Origin of the sequence: Streptomyces sp. NRRL S-378, from assembly GCF_000720645.1 — a bacterium.
In the GTDB taxonomy this organism is placed as follows: Bacteria; Actinomycetota; Actinomycetes; order Streptomycetales; family Streptomycetaceae; genus Streptomyces.
Window position 1 is genome coordinate 26,372 of record NZ_JOBX01000004.1, and the last position, 27,000, is coordinate 53,371.

Annotated in this window: 20 protein-coding genes; 5 read left to right on the forward strand and 15 right to left on the reverse strand. The window is 72.3% G+C overall.

All coding sequences use genetic code 11. The features are described from left to right. Nucleotides 1-42 precede the first annotated feature (42 nt). From topA to bldG, 6 genes are all read right to left on the reverse strand, one after another. Nucleotides 43-2,874: a type I DNA topoisomerase gene (topA, locus tag IH80_RS0104105; RefSeq protein ID WP_030957759.1), complete on the reverse strand. Its 2,832-nt coding sequence runs from the start codon at nt 2,872-2,874 to the stop codon at nt 43-45. Between the two features lie 590 nt (nt 2,875-3,464). Next, entirely contained in the window at nt 3,465-4,979 is a 1,515-nt protein-coding gene (locus IH80_RS0104110; protein WP_030957761.1) for a DUF7059 domain-containing protein, read from the reverse strand. 173 nt (nt 4,980-5,152) lie between these two features. Then, a complete protein-coding gene (locus tag IH80_RS0104115) occupies nt 5,153-5,719 on the reverse strand; it encodes a hypothetical protein (RefSeq protein ID WP_030957763.1) in 567 nt (188 codons plus the stop codon). 163 nt (nt 5,720-5,882) lie between these two features. Next, nucleotides 5,883-8,282 (reverse strand): sodium-translocating pyrophosphatase, encoded by a 2,400-nt coding sequence (locus IH80_RS0104120; RefSeq protein WP_030957765.1) that lies wholly within the window; start codon nt 8,280-8,282, stop codon nt 5,883-5,885. A gap of 257 nt (nt 8,283-8,539) precedes the next feature. Then, on the reverse strand, nt 8,540-8,980 hold the full coding sequence (locus IH80_RS0104125) for an ATP-binding protein (RefSeq protein ID WP_030957766.1): 441 nt from the start codon (nt 8,978-8,980) through the stop codon (nt 8,540-8,542). 122 nt (nt 8,981-9,102) lie between these two features. After that, nucleotides 9,103-9,444 (reverse strand): anti-sigma factor antagonist BldG, encoded by a 342-nt coding sequence (bldG, locus tag IH80_RS0104130; protein ID WP_030028781.1) that lies wholly within the window; start codon nt 9,442-9,444, stop codon nt 9,103-9,105. 81 nt (nt 9,445-9,525) lie between these two features. Here bldG and IH80_RS0104135 point away from each other — a divergent pair, with 81 nt between their 5' ends. After that, nucleotides 9,526-11,997 carry a DEAD/DEAH box helicase gene (locus IH80_RS0104135; RefSeq protein WP_030957767.1) on the forward strand — a complete coding sequence of 824 codons (2,472 nt, stop codon included), beginning with the start codon at nt 9,526-9,528 and terminating at the stop codon, nt 11,995-11,997. A 118-nt stretch (nt 11,998-12,115) separates the two neighbouring features. Here IH80_RS0104135 and IH80_RS0104140 read toward each other — a convergent pair whose 3' ends face one another. Genes IH80_RS0104140 through ssd form a run of 7 tightly spaced genes read right to left on the reverse strand, consistent with a single transcriptional unit; the run spans nt 12,116 to nt 17,088 of the window. Beyond that, a complete protein-coding gene (locus IH80_RS0104140) occupies nt 12,116-12,457 on the reverse strand; it encodes an Rv3654c family TadE-like protein (RefSeq protein WP_030957769.1) in 342 nt (113 codons plus the stop codon). Beyond that, nucleotides 12,454-12,801 carry a TadE family type IV pilus minor pilin gene (locus IH80_RS0104145; protein WP_324609385.1) on the reverse strand — a complete coding sequence of 116 codons (348 nt, stop codon included), beginning with the start codon at nt 12,799-12,801 and terminating at the stop codon, nt 12,454-12,456. Before IH80_RS0104145 ends, IH80_RS0104140 begins: the two co-directional genes overlap by 4 nt. A gap of 25 nt (nt 12,802-12,826) precedes the next feature. Then, on the reverse strand, nt 12,827-13,024 hold the full coding sequence (locus tag IH80_RS0104150) for a DUF4244 domain-containing protein (protein WP_030957773.1): 198 nt from the start codon (nt 13,022-13,024) through the stop codon (nt 12,827-12,829). A gap of 47 nt (nt 13,025-13,071) precedes the next feature. Further along, nucleotides 13,072-13,857 (reverse strand): type II secretion system F family protein, encoded by a 786-nt coding sequence (locus IH80_RS0104155; protein ID WP_030957774.1) that lies wholly within the window; start codon nt 13,855-13,857, stop codon nt 13,072-13,074. Beyond that, nucleotides 13,854-14,738 (reverse strand): type II secretion system F family protein, encoded by an 885-nt coding sequence (locus IH80_RS0104160; protein WP_234432116.1) that lies wholly within the window; start codon nt 14,736-14,738, stop codon nt 13,854-13,856. The genes IH80_RS0104155 and IH80_RS0104160 overlap by 4 nt, the downstream gene beginning before the upstream one ends. After that, nucleotides 14,735-15,883, reverse strand: a complete 1,149-nt coding sequence (locus tag IH80_RS0104165; protein WP_030957777.1) for a TadA family conjugal transfer-associated ATPase — start codon at nt 15,881-15,883, stop codon at nt 14,735-14,737. The genes IH80_RS0104160 and IH80_RS0104165 overlap by 4 nt, the downstream gene beginning before the upstream one ends. Continuing rightward, nucleotides 15,880-17,088 (reverse strand): septum site-determining protein Ssd, encoded by a 1,209-nt coding sequence (gene ssd / locus IH80_RS0104170; protein WP_051808774.1) that lies wholly within the window; start codon nt 17,086-17,088, stop codon nt 15,880-15,882. Before ssd ends, IH80_RS0104165 begins: the two co-directional genes overlap by 4 nt. A gap of 491 nt (nt 17,089-17,579) precedes the next feature. Between ssd and IH80_RS0104175 the strand changes: the two genes are divergently transcribed. Then, nucleotides 17,580-18,455: an HAD family hydrolase gene (locus tag IH80_RS0104175; protein WP_051808776.1), complete on the forward strand. Its 876-nt coding sequence runs from the start codon at nt 17,580-17,582 to the stop codon at nt 18,453-18,455. 372 nt (nt 18,456-18,827) lie between these two features. Here the strand turns inward: IH80_RS0104175 and IH80_RS0104180 are convergent, their stop codons facing one another. Beyond that, on the reverse strand, nt 18,828-19,649 hold the full coding sequence (locus IH80_RS0104180; RefSeq protein ID WP_030957782.1) for a hypothetical protein: 822 nt from the start codon (nt 19,647-19,649) through the stop codon (nt 18,828-18,830). Between the two features lie 109 nt (nt 19,650-19,758). Between IH80_RS0104180 and IH80_RS0104185 the strand changes: the two genes are divergently transcribed. Continuing rightward, nucleotides 19,759-20,817 carry an ATP-binding protein gene (locus tag IH80_RS0104185; protein WP_234432117.1) on the forward strand — a complete coding sequence of 353 codons (1,059 nt, stop codon included), beginning with the start codon at nt 19,759-19,761 and terminating at the stop codon, nt 20,815-20,817. On the opposite strand, the gene IH80_RS0104190 is transcribed toward IH80_RS0104185, so the two are convergent. After that, complete coding sequence (locus tag IH80_RS0104190; RefSeq protein WP_030957785.1) at nt 20,771-22,072, reverse strand: hypothetical protein; 1,302 nt, start codon at nt 22,070-22,072, stop codon at nt 20,771-20,773. The two genes, IH80_RS0104185 and IH80_RS0104190, sit on opposite strands and share 47 nt — an antisense overlap. A 237-nt stretch (nt 22,073-22,309) precedes the next feature. Here IH80_RS0104190 and IH80_RS38815 point away from each other — a divergent pair, with 237 nt between their 5' ends. Both IH80_RS38815 and acs read left to right on the forward strand, forming a co-directional pair. Continuing rightward, nucleotides 22,310-24,793: a SulP family inorganic anion transporter gene (locus tag IH80_RS38815; RefSeq protein ID WP_051808778.1), complete on the forward strand. Its 2,484-nt coding sequence runs from the start codon at nt 22,310-22,312 to the stop codon at nt 24,791-24,793. A gap of 161 nt (nt 24,794-24,954) precedes the next feature. Next, complete coding sequence (gene acs / locus IH80_RS0104200) at nt 24,955-26,955, forward strand: acetate--CoA ligase (protein ID WP_078906320.1); 2,001 nt, start codon at nt 24,955-24,957, stop codon at nt 26,953-26,955. Nucleotides 26,956-27,000: the final 45 nt, after the last annotated feature.

Below are 27,000 nucleotides of genomic sequence, written 5' to 3' on the forward strand. Positions count from 1 at the left end.
CCCCACGCGTCACGTGGGGCTCCCGCGGCGACTGCTCGTCCGCTACTCGTCCGAAGCCGGGGCGGCGGCCGTCTTCTTGGCCGCGGTCTTCTTCGCGACGGTCTTCTTCGCGGCCGTCTTCGTGGCGGTCGTCGTCTTCTTGGCCGCCGTCTTCTTCGCGGCCGCGGTCTTCGTCGCGGTCGCCTTCTTCGCCGGGGCCTTCTTGGCGGCGGTCTTCTTCGCCGTCTTCTTGGCCGGGCCCTTGGCCCGCTTCTCCGCGAGCAGCTCGTAGCCCCGCTCCGGCGTGATCGTCTCGACGTCGTCGTCCCGCCGCAGCGTCGCGTTCGTCTCGCCGTCCGTCACGTACGGCCCGAAGCGGCCGTCCTTGACCACCACCGGCTTCTCGCTGACCGGGTCCGTGCCCAGTTCCTTCAGCGGCGGCTTGGCCGCGGCCCGCCCGCGCTGCTTGGGCTGCGCGTAGATGGCGAGGGCCTCGTCCAGGGTGATCGTGAAGAGCTGGTCCTCGGTCTCCAGCGACCGCGAGTCCGTGCCCTTCTTCAGGTACGGGCCGTAGCGGCCGTTCTGCGCGGTGATCTCCACGCCCTCGGCGTCCGCACCGACGACACGCGGCAGCGACATCAGCTTCAGGGCGTCGTCGAGCGTGACCGTGTCCAGGCTCATCGTCTTGAAGAGCGAGGCCGTCCGCGGCTTGACCGCGTTCTTGCCGGTCTTCGGCGTGCCCTCGGGCAGGATCTCCGTCACGTAGGGGCCGTAGCGGCCGTCCTTGGCGACGATCTCGTTGCCGCTGACGGGGTCCTTGCCGAGCTGGAACTCGCCGCTCGGCTTCGCGAAGAGCTCTTCCGCGTAGGCGACCGTCAGCTCGTCCGGAGCCATGTCGTCGGGGATGTCGGCGCGCTGGTGGCCCTCGGCGTCCTTCTCGCCCCGCTCCACGTACGGCCCGTAGCGGCCGACGCGCAGCACGATGCCCTCGCCGACCGGGAAGGAGGAGATCTCCCGGGCGTCGATCGCGCCCAGGTCCGTGACCAGCTCCTTCAGCCCGCCGAGGTGGTCCCCGTCCGCCGGTACGACCTCGGTGGCGTCCTCGGAGCCGAAGTAGAAGCGCTTCAGCCACGGCACGGACTGGGCCTCGCCCCGCGCGATGCGGTCGAGGTCGTCCTCCATCTTCGCGGTGAAGTCGTAGTCGACGAGCCGCCCGAAGTGCTTCTCCAGCAGGTTGACCACGGCGAACGACAGGAAGGACGGCACGAGGGCCGTGCCCTTCTTGAAGACGTAGCCGCGGTCGAGGATCGTGCCGATGATCGACGCGTACGTCGACGGCCGGCCGATCTCGCGCTCCTCGAGCTCCTTGACCAGCGAGGCCTCGGTGTAGCGGGCCGGCGGCTTGGTCGCGTGGCCGTCCGCCGTGATCTCCTCGGCGGCCAGTGCGTCGCCCTCCGCGACCTGCGGCAGGCGCCGCTCGCGGTCGTCGAGCTCGGCGTTCGGGTCGTCCGCGCCCTCGACGTACGCCTTCATGAAGCCGTGGAAGGTGATCGTCTTGCCGGACGCGCTGAACTCCGCGTCGCGGCCGTCCGAGGCGCGGCCGCCGATCTTCACGGTGACGCTGTTGCCGGTCGCGTCCTTCATCTGGGAGGCGACGGTGCGCTTCCAGATGAGCTCGTACAGGCGGAACTGGTCGCCGGTCAGGCCCGTCTCGGCCGGGGTGCGGAAACGATCACCCGAGGGGCGGATCGCCTCGTGCGCCTCCTGCGCGTTCTTGACCTTGCCCGCGTAGACGCGCGGCTTCTCCGGCAGGTAGTCGGCCCCGTAGAGCTGGGTGACCTGCGCCCGGGCGGCCGCCACCGCGGTGTCGGACAGCGTGGTGGAGTCCGTACGCATGTAGGTGATGAAGCCGTTCTCGTACAGCTTCTGCGCCACCTGCATCGTCGCCTTCGCGCCGAAGCCCAGCTTGCGCGAGGCCTCCTGCTGCAGCGTCGTCGTACGGAAGGGTGCGTACGGGGACCGGCGGTACGGCTTGGACTCGACCGACCGCACGGCGAACGAGGTGTCCGCCAGCGCGGCGGCGAGCGCCCGGGCGTTCGCCTCGTCGAGGTGCAGCACCTCGCTCTTGAGCTGCCCGTTCGAGCCGAAGTCGCGGCCCTGCGCCACGCGCTTGCCGTCCACCGTGTTCAGGCGGGCGACCAGCGACGACGGGTCGGACGGGTCGCCGGCGCGGCCGGTGGAGAAGGTCCCGGTCAGGTCCCAGTACTCGGCGGAGCGGAAGGCGATGCGCTCGCGCTCCCGCTCGACGACGAGGCGGGTGGCCACCGACTGGACGCGGCCGGCCGACAGGCGCGGCATGACCTTCTTCCACAGCACCGGCGAGACCTCGTAGCCGTAGAGGCGGTCGAGGATGCGGCGGGTCTCCTGGGCGTCGACCATGCGCTGGTTCAGCTCGCGCGGGTTGGCGACGGCGTCGCGGATCGCGTCCTTGGTGATCTCGTGGAAGACCATCCGGTGGACGGGGACCTTGGGCTTGAGGACTTCCTGAAGGTGCCACGCGATGGCCTCGCCCTCGCGGTCCTCATCGGTGGCGAGGAAGAGTTCGTCGGACTCGGCCAGCAGCTCCTTGAGCTTGCGGACCTGGGCCTTCTTGTCGGCGTTGACGACGTAGATCGGCTGGAAGTCGTGCTCGACGTCCACACCGAGACGGCGGACCTCGCCGGTGTACTTGTCGGGAACCTCGGCCGCGCCGTTCGGGAGGTCGCGGATGTGCCCGACGCTCGCCTCGACGACGTATCCCGGGCCGAGGTAGCCCTTGATCGTCTTCGCCTTGGCAGGGGACTCGACGATGACGAGTCGGCGGCCGCCCTTTGCGGTCTCGCTAGTCGGGGACAACTTGGCTCTTCTCTCCGGTCGGCACTCGGTCGCAGTACGGCGACGCTGCGGAGTGTGACGGTACAACCCGCCCCCGTGTCAAACGGCACAAGCCCGCAACGGCCACTCGAACGGTAACCCGACAAGTGCCGTTTCTGCCGCCCGGATGCCGCGCCGGGCCCTTCCCGATCACCGCGCCGAGTGGCCCGGGGGCCGTCTGGCCCCGCGCCCGCGACCCGTCCCGCACCGGCTTCCGGCACGGGTGCCACCGCCCCCGGCAGGCCTCTCGCGGCGGCGCCGGAGCCGTACGGCGCGCCGGGCCCGAAGGCCGGCGAAGCCGCGGCGGAAAAAAGTGGAGGCAGAGGTTCGGCCATGACGGGGCGCGCGCCCGAGGGCACCGGCGCACGGCGGCCGGCGCGCGCTCCCGTCCAGGCCTGCGGAGCGGCTCCGAACAGCGGGAACACGGCCCCGGCGAAGATCACCGGACCGCGCTCCGCGCCGTGCCCCCGCACCCCCGGACCGCTCTCGGAATCCCCCGGACCCCCGCTGTACCGCACGCTGCCGGCCCCGGGGACACGCCGGGCGAACCCCGGGTCACCCCACGGTGCCGCCTACTGCCCGGGGCGCGCCACGGGCTCCAGGAAGCCCTGCTCGACCAGCAGCCGGATGGCCTCCGGAGTCCGGTCCCGCAGCACGACGGGGTCCTCCTGCATCAGCTGCGCGATGGCGTCCAGGATCCGCCCGGCGCTCAGTGAGCCGTCACACACTCCCGCGAAGCCCGCGCCGACCGTGTCGACCTTCGTGGCGCGCCGCATGCCCCGGTTCTGCCGGAGCACGACGTGCTCCGGGTCCTCGGCGCCGGGCGGGCCGACCTGTTCCTGGACCACTTCCTCCACCAGCGTGAAATGCGCCTCCAGCAGGGCCGCGTCGTCGTGCTCGCGCAGGTAGTCCTGACGGGCGAAGTGGGCGAGCACGGCCTCGCCGAGCGGCTGCTCGACCGTGTGCGGCCACTCCTCGATCACGATCGAGGGCTCGGCCGCGTCCGACCGGCGCAAGGTGATCCATCCGAAGCCGATGCTCTTGGTCTTGCGGGCCTCGAACTCGTCCAGCCAGTCCTCGTAGCGCCGGGCGTACTCGGCGGGGTCGGTGCGGTGGTCGCCCGCGTCACGCAGCCACAGCTCCGCGTACTGCGTGACGTCCTGCACGTCGCGCTGGACGATCCAGGCGTCGCAGCCGCGCGGCACCCAGGAGCGGAGCCGGTCGTGCCAGTCCTCGCCCTCGACGTGCTGCCAGTTGCCGAGGAACTGCGCGTACCCACCGGGGTTGAGTCGCGCCCCCGCCTCCTGGACCAGGGTCCGGCACAGGTCGTCGCCGCCCATCCCGCCGTCGCGGTACGTCAGCCGGGCTCCGGGGGAGATCACGAACGGCGGGTTCGACACGATCAGGTCGTACGTCGCCCCGCCGACCGGCTCGAAGAGCGAGCCGGTGAGCAGCTCGGCCTCCGGCGCCCCGGAGAGCGCCAGCGTCAAACGGGTGAATCCGAGGGCCCTGGGGTTGACGTCGGTCGCGGTGACCCGCGTCGCGTGCCGGGTGGCGTGCAGCGCCTGGATGCCCGATCCGGTGCCGACGTCGAGGGCGGAGCCGACCGGGGTGCGCACGGTGATCCCGGCCAGCGTGGTGGAGGCGCCGCCGACGCCGAGGACGACGCCCTCCTCCCGGCTGCCGATCCCGCCGGCCCCGCCCACGGCGCAGCCGAGGTCCGAGACGATGAACCAGTCCTCTCCGTCCGGACCGCCGTACGGGCGCACGTCGACGGTGGCGTGCACCTCGTCGCCCTCGCGCCGCAGCCAGCCGTCGGCCACGGCGGCCTCGACCGGAATCGCCGACGCGGCGTGCACGTACGGCACGGGCTGCTGGAGCAGGAACAGCCGGACGAGGGTCGCGAGCGGGCCGTCACCGCCGCCCCGGGTGGCGCGCAGGGCAGGGACCGTCTCGCTGCGGGCCAGTGCGGCGTAGGCGGGGGCGCCGAGCAGGTCGAGCAGCCCGTCGGCGGTGAAGCCGGCGGCCAGCATCGCGCCGCGGAGCTCGGCGGCATGGTCGGGGGTGGGGAGGCTGGGGGTACTCACCCGTCCATTGTGTCCGCTGCGGCCCGTCCCGCCGGTCACCGCGGGCCCGGATGGACGAAGGGGCGGCCGCGGCCCCCTGTCGGGGGCCCGGCCGCCCGGGACTTCGTACGGCGCGCCGCCGGACCCGCGGGGCACTGCTGCCCCGCACCGGACCGGGATGCCCGGGCGCCGGGTTATTTGGGCGACGCCGAGGTCGTCGCGACCTGGCAGCCCTTCTGGTTGTTGATGGCCTTGTCCAGACCGCCCGCGTTGAGCGTGGCGAGCGCGTCCTGACCGCCCTTCGTCGCCTCCTGAAGGCCGCCGGCGACCTCCTTGAGGCCGTCGGCGAACTTCGTCTGGTCCGCGGGGTCGAGGGCGTCCATCTTGGCCTTCAGGTCGGCGTACCCCTTGGAGGTCGCCTCGAAGCCCTTGACGGCCGACTCCTGGGTCGTGGAGCCGTTCTTGACCGGTGGCACCCCGGCCTGCTGCAGGGCGTTGCCCATGGTCTTGTACGACTCGGACATGGTCGCGAACGCCGCCGAGTCCGTCTGCTTGACCTCGTCGGGCTTGCTGCTCTCGGTCGCCACGCGCTTGATGTCGGCGTTGGCGGTCTCGATCTTCTTGAGTTCGGGCTGCCACTGGTCACAGACCTTCTTGGCCCAGGCGTTGGCCTTCTCGTCTCCGTCGTCCCCGCCGCAGCCGGACAGGACGAGCATCAGCACCGCACTGCCCGACAGCGCGGCCGCAAGCTTCTTGTTCACCGGATTGGTCCCTTCGAAGGCTCTCGGCCCGGAAGATACACGCCTGCCATCCGGGGACGCACAAAGGCGGACAGACGACGCGTAGGTCCGCGCCGCCTGTCCGCCTTTCGGGCGCACGGCCGGCCCTGCCCGGCCCCGGCCCTTCCTGCTGCCGGGGCCTCGGTCAGGAGACCGTCGCCGGGTCGGCCGACTGGGCCACCCGCTCGGCCGTCCCGTCGTTCTCGTCGCCCACGGCGATGCCGCGGCGCTTGGAGACGTACACGGCGCCGATGATGACGCCGATCGCGATGACCGCGACGATCGCCCGTACGGTCGGGCTGGTGTCCGGGCCGTAGCTGAACTGCACGACGGCGGGGGCGATCAGCAGCGCCACCAGGTTCATGACCTTGAGCAGCGGGTTGATCGCGGGACCGGCGGTGTCCTTGAACGGGTCGCCGACGGTGTCGCCGATGACGACCGCCGCGTGGGCCTCGCTGCCCTTGCCGCCGTGGTGGCCGTCCTCGACCAGCTTCTTCGCGTTGTCCCACGCGCCGCCGGAGTTGGCGAGGAAGACCGCCATCAGCGTGCCCGTGCCGATGGCACCGGCGAGGAACGACCCGAGCGCGCCGACGCCGAGGCAGAAGCCCACCGCGATGGGCGTCAGGACGGCGAGCAGGCCGGGCGTGGCGAGCTCGCGCAGCGCGTCCTTGGTGCAGATGTCGACGACGCGCCCGTACTCGGGCTTCTCGCTGTAGTCCATGATCCCGGGGTGCTCGCGGAACTGGCGGCGCACCTCGTAGACCACCGAGCCCGCGGAGCGGGAGACCGCGTTGATGGCGAGGCCGGAGAACAGGAAGACCACCGCCGCGCCCAGGATCAGCCCGACGAGGTTGTTGGGCTGTGCGATGTCCAGGCTGAGGTTCATCTCCCCGGCCTTCGCCCCGACTTCCTTGACCGCGGTGGCGATCGCGTCGTTGTACGAGCCGAAGAGCGCGGCGGCGGCGAGCACGGCCGTGGCGATGGCGATGCCCTTGGTGATGGCCTTGGTGGTGTTGCCGACGGCGTCCAGGTCGGTCAGGACCTGCGCGCCGGCGCCCTCGACGTCGCCGGACATCTCGGCGATGCCCTGGGCGTTGTCGGAGACGGGCCCGAAGGTGTCCATGGCGACGATGACGCCGACGGTGGTGAGCAGGCCGGTGCCGGCCAGGGCCACCGCGAAGAGCGCGAGCAGGATGGACGTACCGCCGAGCAGGAACGCCCCGTAGACGCCCAGGCCGATGAGCAGCGCCGTGTAGACGGCGGACTCCAGGCCGACGGAGATGCCGGCGAGGACGACGGTGGCGGCTCCGGTGAGGGAGGACTTGCCGATGTCCCGGACGGGACGGCGGTTGGTCTCGGTGAAGTAGCCGGTCAGCTGCTGGATCAGGGCCGCCAGCACGATGCCGATGGCGACGGCGACGACGGCCAGGACGCGCGGGTCACCGGAGTGGTTGGCGATCGCCGCGTTCTCGACGCCGACGAGGTCCGCGTAGCTGGAGGGCAGGTAGGCGTAGACGGCGATGCCGACCAGCACCAGGGAGATCACGGCCGAGATGAAGAAGCCGCGGTTGATGGCGGTCATGCCGCTGCGGTCGCTGCGGCGCGGGGAGACGGCGAAGATGCCGATCATCGCGGTGACGACGCCGATGGCGGGGACGATCAGCGGGAAGGCGAGGCCCAGGTCGCCGAAGGCCGCCTTGCCGAGGATGAGCGCGGCCACGAGGGTGACGGCGTAGGACTCGAAGAGGTCGGCCGCCATTCCGGCGCAGTCTCCGACGTTGTCGCCCACGTTGTCGGCGATGGTCGCGGCATTGCGCGGGTCGTCCTCCGGAATGCCCTGTTCGACCTTGCCGACCAGGTCGGCGCCGACGTCGGCGGCCTTGGTGAAGATCCCGCCGCCCACGCGCATGAACATCGCGATCAGGGCGGCTCCCAGACCGAAGCCCTCCAGGACCTTGGGGGCGTCCGCGGCGTAGACCAGGACGACGCAGGAGGCGCCGAAGAGGCCGAGGCCGACGGTGAACATGCCGACCACGCCACCCGTGCGGAAGGCGATCTTCATCGCCTGGTGGGAGACCTCGGTCAGGTCCTTGGCGGGCTCCCCCTCGGCGGGGGTGGCCCGGCGCGCGGCGGCGGCGACGCGCACGTTGGCACGGACCGCGAGGCGCATGCCGATGTAGCCGGTGGCCGCGGAGAAGATGGCGCCGACGAGGAAGAAGGCGGAGCGTCCCGCCCGCTGGTTCCAGTCGTCGGCGGGGAGCAGGAAGAGCAGGAAGAAGACCACGACGGCGAAGATGCCGAGGGTGCGCAGCTGGCGGCCGAGGTAGGCGTTGGCGCCTTCCTGGACGGCCGCGGCGATCTTCTTCATGCTGTCGGTTCCCTCGTCGGCGGCGAGGACCTGGCGGACCAGGAACTGCGCGACGACGAGGGCGGCGAGTGCCACGGCCGCAATGACCATCACGATGAGCCGATTGTCATCGGTGAGTACTGCGGATGCCAGATCAGCGGTGCTATCCGGCGCGAGAGGGGTGAAGAGCCCCGTCATTCGTCCTCCTTGACGTGATGAGCTCAAGATGTGGACGGATTGTAGGGAGCGCACCCCGATCAAAACAGTGCGCAGGAAACGCAATTGGCGTGCTCCTGCTCCTCAGCAATAGATCGCGTCACTCCATTACCCTCGAAAGTAGTAATGGGGCAAAGGCATTGACGGATGCTCATTGATCTAGGGAAATGAAAAAGGCCCTGCTCAGCAGGGCCTTGATAAAGATCAGAAGATAGGAGCGCTGGGGCACGCAGTGGACCTCAAGGAAGGTCGGAGGAACCCGAGACGGGCCAGCTCATCCGGATGGTCCCGCCCGATTCCCCACTGGTCACCTCGACGTCGTCGACGAGCCCACTGATCACCGCGAGCCCCATCTCGTCCTCGGTGTCCCCGTCGGATTCCTGGACGGCGGCGATCCCGGACACGGTCTCGGCCGGGCTCCCGACCGGGCCGGGGACCTCGTCGCCGACCTCGATGGAGAACGTCTTGTCCTCTTCGGTCAGCACCACCCGGACGGGCGCGGTCAGCCCGTTGCTCCGGTGGAGTCCGACGGCACGCGAACAGGCCTCGCCGACGGCGAGGCGGACCTCGTCGAGGACGGCTTCCTCCACACCGGCCCGGCGCGCCACGGCGGCCGCGACCAGGCGGGCCGTGCGGACGTGTTCGGGCTGGGCGCTGAAGCGCAGTTCAACGGTGGCCATGCGCGTCCCCCTCGGACTACGGGCGTGCCTTGACAGGGGCCCGGACCATCCCTGGCCCGGCACCCCCGCTCTCCTTGCCGGCCCCCAGCTGCCCGGAGACTGCCGGGGGCCGCCTGGAGCCGTCAGTCGGTGGCGTTGACGGCGTCGTCCACCGTGGTGTGGATCGGGAACACCTTGGTCAGACCGGTGATGCGGAAGATCTTCAGGATGCGCTCCTGGTTGCACACCAGGCGGAGCGAACCCTCGTGCGCACGGACGCGCTTGAGGCCGCCCACGAGCACACCAAGACCGGTGGAGTCGAGGAAGTCCACTCGCTCCATGTCGACGACCAGGTGGTAGCTGCCGTCGTTCACCAACTCGACCAACTGCTCGCGCAGCTTGGGCGCGGTATACACATCAATCTCGCCACCGACCTCCACGACCGTACGGTCGCCGACAGTGCGAGTCGACAGGGACAGGTCCACGGATCCTCCAGCACCTTGCTATCGAGCGGCGCCCCCCAGGGGCCTCCCCACCCGAAGGTAGGTGAGGGATTGGCTGCCGCAATGGCATTCAATCACTTACCGGCAGGCGCGCACGACGCCTTCCGACCATTGTCCCGCACGCCGGTGACACACTCGGTTCCGATGGCCAACACTCACGGTCCCGGACGGCCCACGGCAGACGCGGACTCCCGACCCACCCCCGGCACGGTCCTGGACCGCCTGTCACGGGGGCCTTTCCGCTCTGCGCGCATCACCCATACGGAGCACTTGCCCCCTCGGGAGGGCCGTCATGCAGTCTGGCCCGACCGCATCCGAACGGATGTAGTAGCCGCGATCCGGGCCGCCGGGATCGACCATCCGTGGGAACACCAGGCCGCGGCCGCCGAGCACGCCCTGGACGGCGAGTCCGTGGTCGTGGCCACCGGCACCGCCTCGGGCAAGTCCCTGGCCTACCTCGCCCCCGTGCTCTCGGCGCTCGCGGACGGCGCACGGGCGCCCAACGGCAGGGGTGCGACCGCCCTGTACCTGGCCCCCACCAAGGCCCTGGCGGCCGACCAGCGGCGCGCCGTACGGGACCTGGCCGCCCCGCTCGGCAACGCCGTCCGCCCCGCGGTCTACGACGGGGACACCCCCGTCGAGGAGCGCGAGTGGGTGCGCCAGTACGCGAACCACGTCCTCACCAACCCCGACATGCTGCACCGCGGGATCCTCCCGGCCCACCCGCGCTGGTCCTCCTTCCTGCGCGCCCTGCGCTACGTGGTGATCGACGAGTGCCACACCTACCGCGGGGTGTTCGGCTCCCACGTGGCGCAGGTCCTGCGCCGGCTGCGGCGGCTGTGCGCCCGCTACGGCTCGCATCCGGTGTTCCTGCTGGCCTCGGCCACCGCCAGCGACCCGGCGGCCGCCGCCTCCCGGCTGACCGGCCTACCCGTGATCGAGATCACCGACGACGCCTCACCGCGCGGCGAAGTGGTCTTCGCCCTCTGGGAGCCCCCGCTCCTCACCGAGCTGCGGGGCGAGAGGGGCGCTCCCGTGCGCCGCACGGCCACCGCGGAGACCGCCGACCTGCTGACCGACCTGGTGGTCCAGGGCGTCCGTACGGTCGCCTTCGTGCGCTCCCGGCGCGGCGCCGAGCTGATCTCCGTGATCACGCAGGAGCGCCTCGCGGAGGTGGACCGCTCCCTGCCCCGGCGGGTCGCGGCCTACCGCGGCGGCTACCTGCCCGAGGAGCGCCGGGCCCTGGAGCGGGCCCTGCACTCCGGCGAGCTGCTGGGACTGGCCGCCACGACCGCCCTGGAGCTGGGCGTGGACGTCTCCGGCCTGGACGCCGTACTGATCACCGGCTATCCGGGCACGCGGGCCTCCCTGTGGCAGCAGGCGGGCCGGGCCGGGCGCTCCGGCCAGGGCGCCCTGGCCGTGCTGATCGCCCGGGACGATCCGCTCGACACCTACCTGGTCCACCATCCGGAGGCGCTGTTCCGCCAACCGGTGGAGGCCACCGTCCTGGACCCCGACAACCCGTACGTCCTCGCCCCCCACCTCTGCGCGGCGGCGGAGGAGCTCCCGCTGACCGAGTCCGACCTGGATCTCTTCGGCCCGGCCACCGCGGAACTCCTCCCCCAGCTCGAAGCGGCCAAGCTGCTGCGCCGCCGGGCGTCCGGCTGGCACTGGACGCGCCGCGAGCGGGCCTCGGACCTCACCGACATCCGGGGCGGCGGCGGCCGCCCGGTGCAGATCGTCGAGGCCTCCACCGGCCGGCTGCTGGGCACGGTCGACGAGTCGGCGGCCCACACCACCGTCCACGAGGGCGCCGTACACCTCCACCAGGGCCGCACGTATCTGGTGCGGCACCTGGACCTGGAGGGGTCGGCGGCCCTCGTGGAGGCGGCGGACCCGCCCTTCTCCACCACGGCCCGCGACACCACCTCCATCTCCGTCCTGGAGACCGAGACCGAGATCCCGTGGGGCTCGGCCCGGCTCTGCTTCGGCTCCGTGGAGGTGACCAACCAGGTCGTCTCCTACCTGCGCCGCAAACTGATCACCGGCGAGGTCCTCGGCGAGGCCAAGCTGGACCTGCCGCCCCGCACCCTGCGCACCAGGGCCGTCTGGTGGACGGTGACCGAGGACCAGCTCGACGAGGCCCGGATCAACCCGGAGATCCTCGGGGGCGCCCTGCACGCCGCGGAACACGCCTCCATCGGCATGCTGCCGCTGTTCGCCACCTGCGACCGCTGGGACATCGGCGGCGTGTCCGTGCCGCTGCATCCCGACACCCTCCTCCCCACGGTCTTCGTCTACGACGGCCACCCCGGCGGCGCCGGCTTCGCGGAGCGGGCCTTCCACACGGCCCGCGCCTGGCTGACGGCCACCCGCGACGCCATCGCCGCCTGCGAGTGCGAGGCCGGATGCCCCTCCTGCATCCAGTCCCCCAAGTGCGGCAACGGCAACGACCCCCTCCACAAGCGCGGCGCCGTCCGCCTGCTCACCCGCCTCCTCTCCGAATCGCCGCACCCCCCGACCCCCACCCCCTGACCCGCCGGGCCGCGCCCCTACGGCCCTGGGCCGCGCCCGGAAGGGCCCGCGGGCGACCGCAGGGGGGTCTTCAGCCGGGCGGGTCACGGGGCGGTCCGGCGCGGGCCCCCGCCGGCGGTTAGCCGGGCGGGTCACGGGGCGGTCCGGCGCGGGCCCGGATCTCGGGTGCGAAGGGGCCCGCCGCGACCCGGGCGGCCACGTCGACGACCTCGCCGCCGACGCGGCACCCGGCGAGCTCCGCGCCCTGTGCCCGGGCCACCCGGAGGGCCGTGGCGCAGGCGGTGTCCGGCCCGTGCGCCCAGGTGGCCGCCGCCGCGAGCGCCGCCAGGTCCGCGGCCGCCGCCGCCCGGTGCCGGGCCACGACGGCCTGCCCGAGCAGCAGCACCCCGGCGAACACCGCGCCCAGCACCGTCGCCACCAGCGCCGCCCAGACCGTGGCCGAGCCCCGGTCCCGGCTCACGTCGGCGGCCCCACGCTGTCCTCGGCGAGGGCCACCGCCTGCGCGCCCAGCCGCAGCGGGATCCCGGCCGGCCCGGGCGCGGGCGCCGCCACCCGGACCCGCCAGAGGTCGCCCACCCGCTCCAGCTCTACCCGAGCCCCCGGGGGCGCGGCCTCGCGGGCCGCCGCCACCGCCACCTCCGCCGGCTCCGACCTGGACGCCGCCCGGGCACCGGCCCGGGCGGCGTCCACACACCGGATCTGTCCGGCCGCCGCCATCAGGGCCCACACCAGTGACGCCGCGAAGAGCACCAGCGCCGGAATCACCAGGGCGGCCTCCGCCGTCACATATCCCCGGTCCCGCATTTCCGTCCCCCGCCCGGGCCTCTTCTCAGAACGGCACATCGAGTGCCTTCCCGATGGTCGACTGAAGCGCCGTGGCGACGACGTCACTCGTCACCACCTTGTAGAGAACGGCCGCGAATGCGCACGCCGCGATCGTGCCCATGGCGTATTCCGAAGTGGACATCCCCGCGTCGCTCCCGCGACCGGAGAGCACCGTCCGTACACGAAACCAGATGATCCTCATGGCAACCTCCCGTGGATTTACGTTGTTGATGTGTGGTCAATGCGACTTCAGGGGTTGGAGAGAAGTCCCGAGGCCATACCGATCACCACCGGCGCGACCCCGATCGAAAGAAATGCGGGGAGGAAACACAGCCCCACCGGTGCGGTGACCAGAACCGCCGCCCGCTGGGCCCGGGCCCCGGCCCGGCGGGCCCGGTCCTCCCGGAGGCCGGAGGCGAGCCGGGACATCGGCTCCGCCGCGGGCGCCCCGGTCCGGGCGGCCCGCTCCAGGCATTCGGCGAGCGCCCGGGCGCCCGGTATCTCCGCCAGCCTCCCCCACCCCGAACCCGGTTCGCCGCCGAGCCGCAGCTCCGCGCCGGCGCTCGCGAGCCGCTCGCCCACCGGGCCGCCCAGCGACTCACCCACCACCTCCGCCGCCTCGACCGGCCCGGCGCCGGCCGCCAGACAGGCGGCCAGCAGATCGGCCGCGAACGGCAGTTGACGCTCCGTCTCCCGCGGATCCACCGCGGCCGATGCCCGCTGCCGGGCCGACAGACGCCGCACCCCGGCCGCCGCCAGGCAGCCGACGGCCACGCCGGCCACCCCGCCGACGAGCAGCCAGCCCGCCAGCAACGCCCCGGCCGGGAAGGCCCACGCCGCCGTACCCCGCAGCGCGGAGCCGAGCGCCGGCCCCTTCGCCCCGGGCCGCGCCCCCGGTCGCGCCCCCAGCAGAGCCGCGGTCCTGCGCCGGACGGCGCGCGCCCTGACCCGCCCCGCCACCGCCGACACCATCCACAGGACGGCCGCCGCGCCCAGGACGATCCCCAGCCTGTGGACGGAGAAGCCGGCCGTCACCGCTCCACCGCCCCGACGATCCGACGGCACCACAGCAGCCCCAGCCCCTCCAGCACCCCTCCCGCCAGCAGGCAGCCCCACCCCATCGGGGTGTGCAGCAGGATCCTCAGCGGATCCGCCCCCAGCCCCGTACCGATCAACAGACCCACCAGGGGCAGCAGGGCGAGCACCAGCACCGTCGACCGCGCCCCCGCCAACTGGGCCCGCAGCGACTCCTGCCGGTCCCGCTCGGCCCGCAGGGCTCCCTCCAGCCGGTCCAGCCCGGCGGCCAGTCCGGCCCCGCCGTCCACCGACACCCGCCAGCAGGCGGCCATTCCGGCCAGCCCCTCGGCACCGGGCTCCCGCGCCGCCTGGCGCAGCGCCCCGGGTACGTCCCCGCCGAACGCCGCGGCGGCCAGTACGCCCGCCTCCGCCGCACCCGGCCCGCCGGGGCCCGCGGCCGTCCGCCGCAGCGCCGCCATCAACGCCTGCCCGGGCTGGGCCCCCGCCCGCAGCTCACCCACCGCCGCCCCGCACAGGGCCACCACCTCGGCCGCCCGCTCGCTGCGGGCCCGTTCACGCGCCCGCACCGCCAGCCACCGCCGTACCAGGGGTACCGCGGCCGCTCCGGCCAGCAGCGGCAGCACCGACCCGCCCAGGACCGCGATCACCAGCCCGGCCGCGAGGCAGGCCCACTCCCGCCGGCGCACGGCCCGCACCCATACGGCGCCGAGCAGCAGCTCCCGGCGCGGCGGCCCGCAAGCGAGCGGCCTGCCCCCTGCGGCCAGCACCGCCCGGGCCCGCCGGGACCCCCGGTCGCATCCGGTGATCCCCCAGGCGGCCGCACCCGCGCACAGCACCCCCGCGAACAGCGGCAGCGGAAGCCCCGCCCCGGCGCTCACCGGGCACCTCGCAGCAGCGGGCGCAGACGCTCCCAGCCCTGCTCCCGTTCGAAACCGCGGGCGGCCCAGCGCAGCGCGGGCACGGTCACCACCAGTCCGGCGGGGTCCCGCTCCAGGACGTGCACCTCGGCCACCCGGCGCCGCCCCGCCCGGTCCCGCACCAGGTGCAGCACCAGGGTCAGCGCGGCGGCCAACTGGCTGTGCAGGGCGCCCCGGTCGAGACCTGCGGCCGTCCCCAGTGCCTCCAGCCGGGCCGGTACATGGGCGGCGGCATTGGCGTGCACCGTGCCGCAACCCCCCTCGTGGCCGGTGTTCAGGGCGGCGAGCAGGTCCGCCACCTCGGCGCCCCGCACCTCCCCCACCACCAGCCGGTCGGGCCGCATCCGCAGCGCCTGCCGGACCAGGTCCGCCAGCGTGACCAGCCCCGCGCCCTCCTGATTGGCGGGCCGGGTCTCCAGCCGCACCACGTGGGGATGGTCGGGACGCAGCTCGGCGGAATCCTCGGCCAGGACGATCCGCTCACCGGGCCCCACCAGTCCCAACAGGGCACTCAGGAGCGTGGTCTTGCCGGTCCCCGTCCCGCCGGAGACGAGGAACGACAACCGGGCCCCGACCATGTCCCGCAGCAGCCCCTGCCCGCCGGGTGGCAGCGTGCCCGCCGCGACGAGCTCGTCCAGGGTGAACGCCCGTGGCCGCACGACCCGCAGCGAGAGACAGGCCGAACCCACGGAGACCGGTGGCAGCACGGCGTGCAAACGGGTTCCGTCGGGCATCCGGGCGTCCACCCAGGGCCGGGCGTCGTCGAGGCGCCGACCGGCGACGGCGGCCAGCCGCTGGGCGAGCCTGCGCACAGCCCCCGCGTCGGCGAAGGTCACCCCCGTCAGTTCCAGCCCGCCACCGCGATCCACCCACACCCGGTCCGGGGCGGCCACCAGCACGTCGGTCACCTCCGGATCGGCGAGCAGCGGCTCCAGCGGACCCGCGCCGACCAGTTCGGAACGCAACTCGGCGGCAGCGCCGAGCACTTCCTCGTCGCCCAGCAGCCTGCCCTGTGCGCGCAGGGCCGCCGCCACCCGCGCCGGGGTCGGTTCCGCCCCGCTCTCGGCGAGCCGTCGGCGCACCGCGTCCAGCAGCACCGCGCTCATGCCGGCACCCCCTGAGCGGCACCGAGTGCCCGCTGCCAGAAGCCGTCGCAGAAGCGGGCGAGAGAGCCGCGCGCCTGCGCCCCCGGCGGCTCCCCCTCGGCCACCCGACCCGGGAGGCCGACCTCGACGGGCACCTCACCGGCCAGCGGCGCCCCCAAGAGGCCGGCCACGGCCTCCGGGTCGAGACCGCCCGGGCAGCGCCCCCGGACGACGACCCGCACGTCCCGGGCCACCATCCGCACACCGGCGGCCACCCGGCCCGCCGCGGCCACCGACCGCAGCTCGCCCGGCACCACCATCAGCACCAGGTCGAGCTGGGCCAGCACCTCGGCCACGGCCTCGTCCACCCGGCGCGGGAGGTCGACCACGACGACCCCGCCCCGGCGGCGCGCCGCGGCCACCACCGAGCGGACGGCGGCGGGCGGCACGACCACCCGGTCCCCGCGGTCCCAGCTGAGCACCCGCAGCTCGTGCAGTTCGGGCAGGGACTCCTCCAGTGCTCCGGCGCCCACCCGCCCCCGGGAGGCCGCGAAGTCCGGCCAGCGCAGGCCTTCGGCACCCTCACCGCCGAGCAGTACGTCCATACCGCCGCCCAGGGGGTCACCGTCGATGAGCATGGTCCGCTCCCCTGCACGGGCGGCCCGGACCGCGAGGGCGCAGGCCAGGGTGGAGGCGCCCGCCCCGCCGCTGCCTCCGATCACCCCGACGGCGAGGGCGGGCCGTCCGGCCCCTTCGACGACGTCGGCGATCCGGTCCACGAGCCGTCCCTCGGCGTCGGGGAGGCGCAACACCTCCTCGGCGCCGATCTCCACCGCCCGCTGCCACACGAGGGGGTCGTCGAGGTCCCGTCCGACCAGGAAGACCCCGGTCCTGCGCGGCGCACCCCGCACCCGCCGTGCGGCATCGTCCCCGACCAGCACGAGAGGGGCCGAATCCCAGCCAACTCCCGTCCTATTGAAGCCAGCTGACATAACCGCCACATCGGTCCGCCCTGCGGCCGGTCCGGCCTCCGCTTCCACGGCCGCACCGCCGGGCCCCGGCGCCCCGTGGAGCACGTGCGGCTCGGCCCCCGCGGCCGCGCACAGCCGCAGCAAGTCGTCGAGCAGCAGGGGGTCTTCGGTGACGATCAACGGCCGGCCCCCGGCGGACACGCCTGCGGGCGGGGCTCCCGCGGCGGCCCCAACCCCCGCCGCCCTTCCGGTCATCACGGACTTCGGTGTTTCGCACGACTTCGATCGAGCCACGATCTCCGCCCCCTTCTCACTGCAAATCCCAGCGCCGCGGACTTCGCGGCTGGAATCACCGTGCAGCGATCCGGAAAAAGAAGTGGATCTTGCCCAATAACTGTGGACAACCCATCGATTGTGAATAACCCGGTCACCCTCACAGGTGAGTTCCGGAGCGCAGGGGAACGACTACGCAGCGTTACGCGTCTGACGTGGTGAGGGCCGGCGACGGGCGGGCCCTGCACAAGAGGAGGGCCGAGGAGATGACCGATCGGGGCCGGAGCCGGGGACGCGAACCGCGTCCGGACATGCGACGACCCCCGCCGGGGGGGAGAGCGGGGGTCGTCCCCACGGTCCGACTCGGGGGGGGAGGAGCCAGACCGGGTTAGCACGGTCGCGAACGATCCGTGACTTCCATGGTGTACCCGAGAGCCCTCTCAGGCAAACCCACGCGCCACACCTTACGCCGAATGGTGGGCGCATATGCTCGGGGCGTGGAAAATCAGCCCTTGCCGCACTCCTCGCCTCGCACCGCTGCCTTCTTCGATCTGGACAAGACGGTCATTGCGAAGTCGAGCACCTTGACGTTCAGCAAGTCCTTCTACCAAGGCGGCCTGATCAACCGGCGGGCCGTGTTGCGCACCGCATACATCCAGTTCATCTTCCTGGCCGGCGGCGCCGACCACGATCAGATGGAACGGATGCGGGAGTACCTGTCCGCCCTCTGCAAGGGGTGGAACGTGCAGCAGGTGCGGGAGATCGTCGCGGAGACCCTGCACGACCTCATCGACCCGATCATCTACGACGAGGCCGCCTCCCTGATCGAGGCCCACCACACGGCCGGCCGTGACGTGGTGATCGTCTCCACCTCCGGAGCGGAGGTCGTCGAGCCGATCGGAGAGATGCTCGGCGCGGACCGGGTCGTCGCCACGCGCATGGTCGTGGGCGAGGACGGCTGCTTCACCGGCGAAATCGACTACTACGCCTACGGACCCACCAAGGCGGAGGCCGTACGGGAGCTCGCCGAGTCCGAGGGCTACGACCTCTCCCGGTGCTACGCCTACAGCGACTCGGCGACCGACATCCCGATGCTGGAGGCGGTCGGGCACCCGCACGCCGTCAACCCGGACCGCGCGCTGCGCCGGGAGGCGACGGCCCGCGAGTGGCCGGTCCTGGTCTTCAACCGGCCAGTGCGGCTGAAGCAGCGGCTCCCCGGACTGTCGATGCCCGCACGCCCGGCGCTCATCGCCGCGGCCGCGGTGGGCGCGGCCGCCGCCACTGCCGGGCTGGTCTGGTACGCGAGCCGGCGCCGGGCCCACACCCTCTCGGCCGCCACCTCAGGGTGATTGCCCGACCTGTACCGATTCGAGCTGTCCGGTTCACCCCCGCTCGTCCCGGAAAGTAAAAAGTGGAGCCAGGGGTTCCGCACAGCAGCGAAGCGGAGTACAAATAAAGCAACGGCCCGCGAGACCAAAGAACATCCGAGAGGATCATCTTTAAAACGCAGTAAGGCCCACGGACCGATGCATGAACGCCGAGCACCCACGCGACGTCGACCCGTCGATTACGGGCCAGCCGCACCAGGTGACGGGCAAAGTACCCGACCTGATGGGCAACTTTCGAGGACGCTTGGTACCTGGGCGTGAATGCCAGCGGCGACACCAGAGCAGTACGGTGTCGCCGCAACCCATGTCCGGGCCCCGAACCCTGTCCAGGGCTCAGGCCGCGCCGCGCTGCAGGGCTTCGCACACCGCCGTCGACTCGCGCACCCCGAGCTCGATCGCGCGGCCGCAGTGGCCGATCCACGCGGCCACGCCCTCTGGGGTTCCGGAGAGGTAGCCCTCGAAGGCCGCCAGATAGGCCTCGGCGCCCTGTTCGGCGTGACCGACCTCGGCCGGGCAGATCGCCTTGGGGTCCAGCCCGCTGTTGATCAGGACGATGCGCTCGGCCGCACGTGCGACCAGCCCGTTGTACGAGGCGAACGGCCGCAGGGCCAGCAGCTCGCCGTGCACCACCGCCGCCGTGACCAGAGCCGGGGCCGAACCGCCCGCGATGATGATCCGGGACAGGCCGGCCAGCCGGCCGGCGACCTCGTCGGCCCCCGGCAGCGGCGCCTCCACCAGGGGCTCGGCCACCGGCTCGCCCGCGAGGCGCGGGCGGCCCACCACGTCCCCCTCGGCCGTCGACCCGACCGCCACCAGGTGCAGGCGCGCCAGCACCCGCAACGGCGACTGGCGCCAGATGCTCAGCAGCTGCCCCGCCTCCGCGGTGAGCCGCAGCGCGGCGCCCACGGTCAGCGCCTCCGGCTCCGCGCCGAAGTCGGTACGCCGCCGCACCTCCTCCAGCGCCCAGTCCGCGCCGGACAGCGCGGCGCTGCCCCGGGCGCCGCGCAGGGCGGCCTCCGAAGTGATCTCACCGCTGCGGCGGCGCATCACCCGGTGCCCGTAGACGCGGTCCACGGCCTTGCGTACGGAATCGACGGAATCGGCGACACCCGGCAGCCCGGCCAGGGCGGCCAACGGGTCAGAAGCGCTACTCATAAGTAGGGAGCCTACGCACTGCGCGGGCCCGGCACCGACCCCTCCTTGGAGTGGTCTTCTTCACTCACCTTGACAACTCAGTGCTACTCACCCACTACGCTTGGTGAACATGAAGATCGCTTTCGTGGGGAAGGGCGGCAGCGGCAAGACGACGCTGTCCTCCCTCTTCATCCGCCACCTCGCAGCCAATGAAGCCCCCGTCGTCGCGGTGGACGCCGACATCAACCAGCATCTGGGCGCCGCGCTCGGACTCGCCGAGGACGAGGCCGCCGCACTGCCGGCCCTGGGCGCGCACCTGCCCCTGATCAAGGACTACCTGCGGGGCTCCAACCCGCGCATCGCGTCCGCCGACACGATGATCAAGACCACTCCGCCCGGCCGCGGCTCGCGGCTGCTGCGCGTCACCGGGGACAACCCGGTGTACGAGGCCTGCGCCCGCACGGTCCTGCTCGACGGGGAGCCCGTACGCCTCATGGCCACCGGGCCGTTCACCGAGGCCGACCTGGGCGTGGCCTGCTACCACTCCAAGGTCGGAGCGGTCGAGCTGTGCCTGAACCACCTCGTCGACGGACCGGACGAGTACGTGGTCGTCGACATGACTGCGGGCTCCGACTCCTTCGCCTCGGGCATGTTCACCCGCTTCGACGTCACCTTCCTCGTCGCCGAACCGACGCGCAAGGGCGTGTCCGTCTACCGCCAGTACAAGGAGTACGCGCGGGACTTCGGGGTGGCGCTCAAGGTCGTCGGCAACAAGGTGCAGGGCCCCGAGGACATCGAGTTCCTCCAGGACGAGGTGGGCGAGGACCTGCTCGTCACCGTCGGGCACTCCGACTGGGTCCGGGCGATGGAGAAGGGCCGGCCGGCCTCCTTCGAACTGCTGGAGGCGACCAACCGGTTCGCCCTCCAGGCGCTCCAGGACGCCGCCGACGACTCGTACGCGCACCGCGACTGGGTCCGGTACACCGAGCAGATGGTGAGCTTCCACCTCAAGAACGCGGAGAGCTGGGGCAACGCCAAGACCGGGGCCGACCTGGCGGAACAGGTCGACCCCGGGTTCGTCCTGCGCGAGGGCCCGGAGGCGCCCGAAGCGTTCGACGGCGGCGCGGGCACCGAGGAGGTCGTCAGCCCTCGTCCCCAGCCCCTTCACCCGGCTCCGCAGCCGGCTTGACGCCTGCGGGGGCGGCCGGCGGCGCCGGCGGCCCCGCGGTCAGGAACTTCGTCCAGCCCTCCTTCGGCGCCTCGCCGACGTCGAGGGTGCGCATCCACTCCAGGACCTTCGGGTCCTGGGCGTCGAGCCAGTCCACCAGCTCGCGGAACGGCACGCAGCGGACCTCCTTCTGCGTGCACATGCCCTTGATCGACTCCTCGACGGCACGCATGTAGGTGCCGCCGTTCCAGGACTCGAAGTGGTTGCCGATGATCAGCGGCGCGCGGTTGCCCTGGTAGACGCGGTCGAAGGCCTGCCGCAGGCCGTCGCGCATCTGGTCGCCCCAGTAGGTGTGCTGCGAGGGGTCGCCCTGCGAGGTCGTCCCGGACTGGTTGACCATGTAGTTGTAGTCCATGCTCAGCGTGTCGAAGGCGCGGCCCGGCATCGGCACCAGCTGGAGCGGGATGTCCCAGAGCCCGTCCGTCTTCTTGGGCCAGATCTGCTTGCTGATCCCGCTGGAGTCGTAGCGGAAGCCCATGCCCTTCGCCGCCAGCATGAAGTTCTTCTGACCTTCCAGGCAGGGGGTGCGGGCGCCGATGAGCTCCTTGTCGTAGTCGAAGGGGAGCGCCTCCTCCTGCTTCAGGCCCGCGTTCGTCTTCCAGTTCTTGACGAAGGACTTGGCCTGGTCGATCTCGCTCTTCCACTCGTCCACGGACCAGGTGCCGACGCCGCCGTCCGGCCCGCAGAAGTGCCCGTTGAAGTGGGTGCCGATCTCGTTGCCCTCCAGCCAGGCGGCACGGACCTGGGTGGCGGTGTCCTTGATGCCCTGGAGGTCACCGAAGCCGATGTCGGAGCGGCCGGGCGCATGCTGCGGCGCGGTGTAGAGGAAACGCTTCTCCTCCGGGAGCATGTACACGCCGCTGAGGAAGTACGTCATGCGGGCGTTGTACTTCTTGCCGACCTCGCGGAAGTGCGAGAAGAGCTTCTGGCTGTCCTCGCCGGCCCCGTCCCACGAGAACACCACGAACTGCGGGGGCTTCTCGCCCGGCTTGAGCTTCTGCGGCTTCTGCACGTTCGGCTGCGGCCCGGTGTACGCCGTCGAACCGTCGCCGATGGGGCGGTTGACGCTACCGGGCGCCTCCGGGGCGCCCTTCCGTGCGTTCGGGCCTCCGGCAGCCGGGGACTTCGCAGGTTCCGAGGCGGTACACCCGGCGACGCCCAGGACCAGCGCCGTGGCGACCAGGCCGCCGGCGATCTTCTTCGTGGCGGCGATCATCCGCCCCACCTCTCCCTCGCAGTTCCATCGCAGGACTTCCGCGCCGCAACGTCCCATGCGGTCCAGTGCGAGGAAGGTATGACAAGCCGGACAAAATGCTTAATCACCCTTGGGTGCTAATTCGTATGCCATTTGCCCGAATTATCCACCACTCATCTTTACTCTCCATTACCATCCGTTTACTGAGTGTTGAGACTCCCGCCGCTTCACCCCTCATCCCAGAGGAGACGGGACCCCATGACAGCCACCTTCCCCGCACGCACACCCCAAGGGGTCCGCAAAGACCTCCCCGCGGACCTCTCCGCCTCCATCACCGTCTTCCTGATCGCCATGCCGCTCTCCCTGGGCATCGCCCTGGCCACCGGAGCCCCGCTCCAGGCGGGCCTGGTCGCGGCCGCGGTGGGCGGGATCGTCGCCGGACGCCTGGGCGGCGCTCCCCTCCAGGTGAGCGGTCCCGCCGCCGGACTCACCGTGGTCACCGCGGAGTTGATCCAGCGGTACGGATGGCGCACCACGTGCGCCATCACGGTGCTCGCCGGCGTCTGCCAGCTCGGCCTCGCCGCCCTGCGCACCGCCCGGTCCGCGCTCATGGTCAGCCCGGCCATCGTGCACGGCATGCTCGCGGGCATCGGTGTGACCATCGCGCTGGCCCAGCTGCACATCGTGCTCGGCGGCACGCCGCAGAGCTCGGCCGTGGCCAACGTCCTCGGGCTGCCGGCCCAGTTGGCCGACCTGCACCCGGTGGCGCTCGGCGTCAGCGCGCTGACGCTGGTCGTCCTGCTCGGCTGGCCGCGGCTGCCCGGGCGGGTGGGCCGGGGCCTGCGCAAGGTGCCGGCGCCCCTCGCCGCCGTCGCCACGGCCACCGCCTTCGCCGCACTGGCCGGGCTCAGCCTCCCCCGGGTGGACCTGCCGTCCTGGCGCAGCCACGCACTTCCCGAGATGCCCGAAGGGCCGGTCCTCGGTCTCATCGCCGCCGTACTGACCATCACCCTGGTCGGAAGCGTGGAGTCCCTGCTCTCCGCAGTCGCGACCGACAAGCTGATCGCGTCCGAGCGGGGCACGGACAACCGCCCGCCCCGCGCCGACCTCGACCGTGAGCTGCGCGGGCAGGGCGCGGCGAACATCGTCTCCGGGGCCCTGGGCGGGCTGCCCATCACGGGCGTGGCCGTGCGCAGCGTGGCGAACGTCAAGTCCGGTGCGGCCAGCCGGAAGTCGTCCATGATGCACGGCCTGTGGGTGCTGCTCGCGGCCTTCCTGCTGGTCCCGCTCCTCGACCTGATCCCGCTGGCCACGCTGGCCGCCCTGGTGATGGCGGTGGGCGTGCAGATGGTCAGCATCACGCACCTGCGCAGCGTCACCCGGCACCGGGAGGCCCTCGTCTACGGGACGACCATCGTGGCCGTGGTGCTCGGCGGGGTGCTGGAGGGCGTGGCCGTGGGCATCGCGGTGGCCGTCGCCCTGGCCCTGCACCGGCTCGCCCGGACGCGCATCACGCTGGAGCGGCTGGACAGCGGTGTCCACCGCGTCAGCGCCCGGGGGCAGTTGACCTTCCTCGCGGTGCCGCGGCTGAGCCGGGAGCTCAACCAGATCCCGCACGGCGCACACGCCGTGGTCGAGCTCGACGGTTCTTTTATGGACCACGCGGCCTACGAGACGATCCAGGACTGGCAGCAGTCCCACCTGGCACACGGCGGGTCGCTGGAGGTCACCGGCCGCTCCGGGCAGGCGGCCCGGATCACGGGGGCCGATCCGGCCCCGGCCGGGGAGCCCGGTTCCCCCGACGCAGCTGACGGAGCCGAGGCCTCGGCCGGGTCCGACGGGTCCGGTCGCGGCCACGACAGCCGCCACCCCGAAAGCCACCAGAGCGAGCGGTCCCGGCGCGCCCACCGCGGAACGCACCAGTGCTGCCGCCCCTGGACCCCCTGGCAGAACCACTGCGACCACCGCGCCACCGCCACCCGTACGGCCACGGCCGCGACCGCGGCGGCAGCGGCGGCCACGGACCCCGAGGACGGCGGGGCGCAGGAGTCCTCGCCGGCGCCCCGGCGGCGCGGCGCGGGCCAGCTGGCCGATGGGATCAGCGCCTTCCAGCGGGACACCGCACCCCACGTACGGGACGAGCTGGCGCGGTTGGCCCGCGAGGGGCAGCGGCCCTCCCAGCTCTTCATCACCTGCGCGGACTCCCGGCTGGTGACCAGCATGATCACGGCGAGCGGTCCCGGTGACCTGTTCACCGTCCGCAATGTCGGCAATCTGGTGCCGCTGCCCGGCGCCGAGTCCACGGACGACTCGGTCGCGGCGGCCATCGAGTACGCGGTGGACGTGCTGAAGGTGGACAGCATCACGGTCTGCGGGCACTCGGGCTGCGGGGCCATGCAGGCCCTTCTCAGCTCCGCGCCCGGGGTCGCGGTGACCCCGCTGCGCCGCTGGCTGCGGCACGGACTGCCCAGTTTGGAGCGGATGGCGAGCCGCCACCACGCCTGGGCCCGGATCGCGGGCCGGCTGCCCGCAGACGCCGTGGAGCAGCTCTGCCTGACCAACGTGGTCCAGCAGCTGGAGCACCTGAGGGCCCACGAATCGGTGGCCCGGCGGCTCGCCGAGGGCACCCTGGAGCTGCACGGGATGTACTTCCACGTGGGTGAGGCCCAGGCGTACCTGCTGTCCGAGGGCGAGGACTTCTTCGACTGCAGGGTCTTCGACACGGTCGGCCAGCACGCCTGAACCGATACCCTCCGGTATCCGTGCCATCGATTGGCCCCTTCCCGCACCCTGCAGCGGGGAGGGGCCGTTCGCACGCCGTTCTCGTTCGGGCCGTCTGCGTGATATAGGTCTAAACCAATTTCAGGCTACCCCTTGTCACCTGGGCCGCAGACTGATGAGCTATGCCCGGGGACACAACGGACACCCTGGGAAAGGGAGATGTCGTGAGCAATGAGAGCCTGGCCAATCTGCTCAAGGAGGAGCGGCGGTTCGCACCGCCTGCCGATCTGGCCGCCGCCGCCAATGTGAAAGAGGCTGCGTATGCACAGGCCGACGCGGACCGGCTGGGCTTCTGGGCCGAGCAGGCCCGGCGGCTGACCTGGGCCACCGAGCCGACCGAGACGCTCGACTGGACGAACCCGCCCTTCGCGAAGTGGTTCGCCGACGGCAAGCTGAACGTCGCGTACAACTGCGTGGACCGCCACGTCGAGGCCGGCAACGGCGACCGCGTCGCCATCCACTTCGAGGGCGAGCCCGGCGACAGCCGCGCGATCACCTACGCCGAGCTCAAGGACGAGGTCTCCAGGGCCGCCAACGCCCTCAGCGAGCTGGGCGTCGAGGCCGGCGACCGCGTCGCCGTCTACCTCCCGATGATCCCCGAGGCGGTCGTCGCGATGCTCGCGTGCGCCCGTATCGGCGCCGCGCACTCCGTGGTCTTCGGCGGCTTCTCCGCCGACGCCGTCGCCTCCCGCATCCAGGACGCCGACGCCAAGCTGGTCATCACCGCGGACGGCGGCTACCGCCGCGGCAAGCCGAGCGCCCTGAAGCCCGCCATCGACGAGGCCGTCGCCAAGTGCCCCCAGGTCGAGCACGTACTGGTCGTACGCCGCACCGGCCAGGACACCGCCTTCACCGAGGGCCGCGACGTCTGGTGGCACGACGTGGTCGCCCGCCAGTCCGCGGAGCACACCCCGCAGGCCTTCGACGCCGAGCACCCGCTCTTCATCCTCTACACCTCGGGGACCACGGGTAAGCCGAAGGGCATCCTGCACACCTCCGGCGGCTACCTCACGCAGGCGGCCTACACCCACCACGCGGTCTTCGACCTGAAGCCGGAGAGCGACGTCTACTGGTGCACGGCCGACATCGGCTGGGTGACCGGGCACTCCTACATCGTCTACGGGCCCCTCGCGAACGGCGCCACGCAGGTCATGTACGAGGGCACGCCGGACACCCCGCACCAGGGCCGCTTCTGGGAGGTCGTGCAGAAGTACGGCGTCACCATCCTCTACACGGCGCCCACGGCCATCCGGACGTTCATGAAGTGGGGCGACGACATCCCCGCGAAGTTCGACCTGTCGAGCCTGCGCGTCCTGGGCTCCGTCGGCGAGCCGATCAACCCCGAGGCCTGGGTCTGGTACCGCAAGCACATCGGCGGCGACCGCTGCCCGATCGTGGACACCTGGTGGCAGACCGAGACCGGCGCGATGATGATCTCCCCGCTGCCGGGCGTGACGCACACCAAGCCCGGCTCCGCCCAGCGCGCCCTGCCCGGCATCTCCGCCACCGTAGTGGACGACGAGGCGCACGAGGTCCCGGACGGCGGGGGCGGCTACCTGGTCCTCACCGAGCCGTGGCCGTCGATGCTGCGCACCATCTGGGGCGACGACCAGCGCTTCATCGACACCTACTGGTCGCGCTTCGAGGGCAAGTACTTCGCGGGCGACGGCGCGAAGAAGGACGACGACGGCGACATCTGGCTGCTGGGCCGGGTGGACGACGTGATGCTGGTCTCCGGCCACAACATCTCGACCACCGAGGTCGAGTCGGCGCTCGTCTCGCACCCCTCGGTCGCCGAGGCCGCCGTCGTCGGGGCCGCCGACGAGACCACCGGCCAGGCCATCGTGGCCTTCGTCATCCTGCGCGGCAGCGCGTCCGAGACGGCGAACCTGGTCGCGGACCTGCGCAACCACGTGGGCAACACGCTCGGCCCGATCGCCAAGCCCAAGCGGATCCTGCCCGTGCAGGAGCTGCCGAAGACCCGCTCGGGCAAGATCATGCGCCGTCTGCTGCGCGACGTGGCGGAGAACCGCGCGGTCGGCGACGTCACCACGCTCGCCGACTCCTCGGTCATGGACCTCATCCAGAGCAAGCTCCCGGCCGCCGCCGGCAGCGAGGACTGATACGGCGACACCGGCGTCACAGGCGACACCGGCGTCACAGGCGTC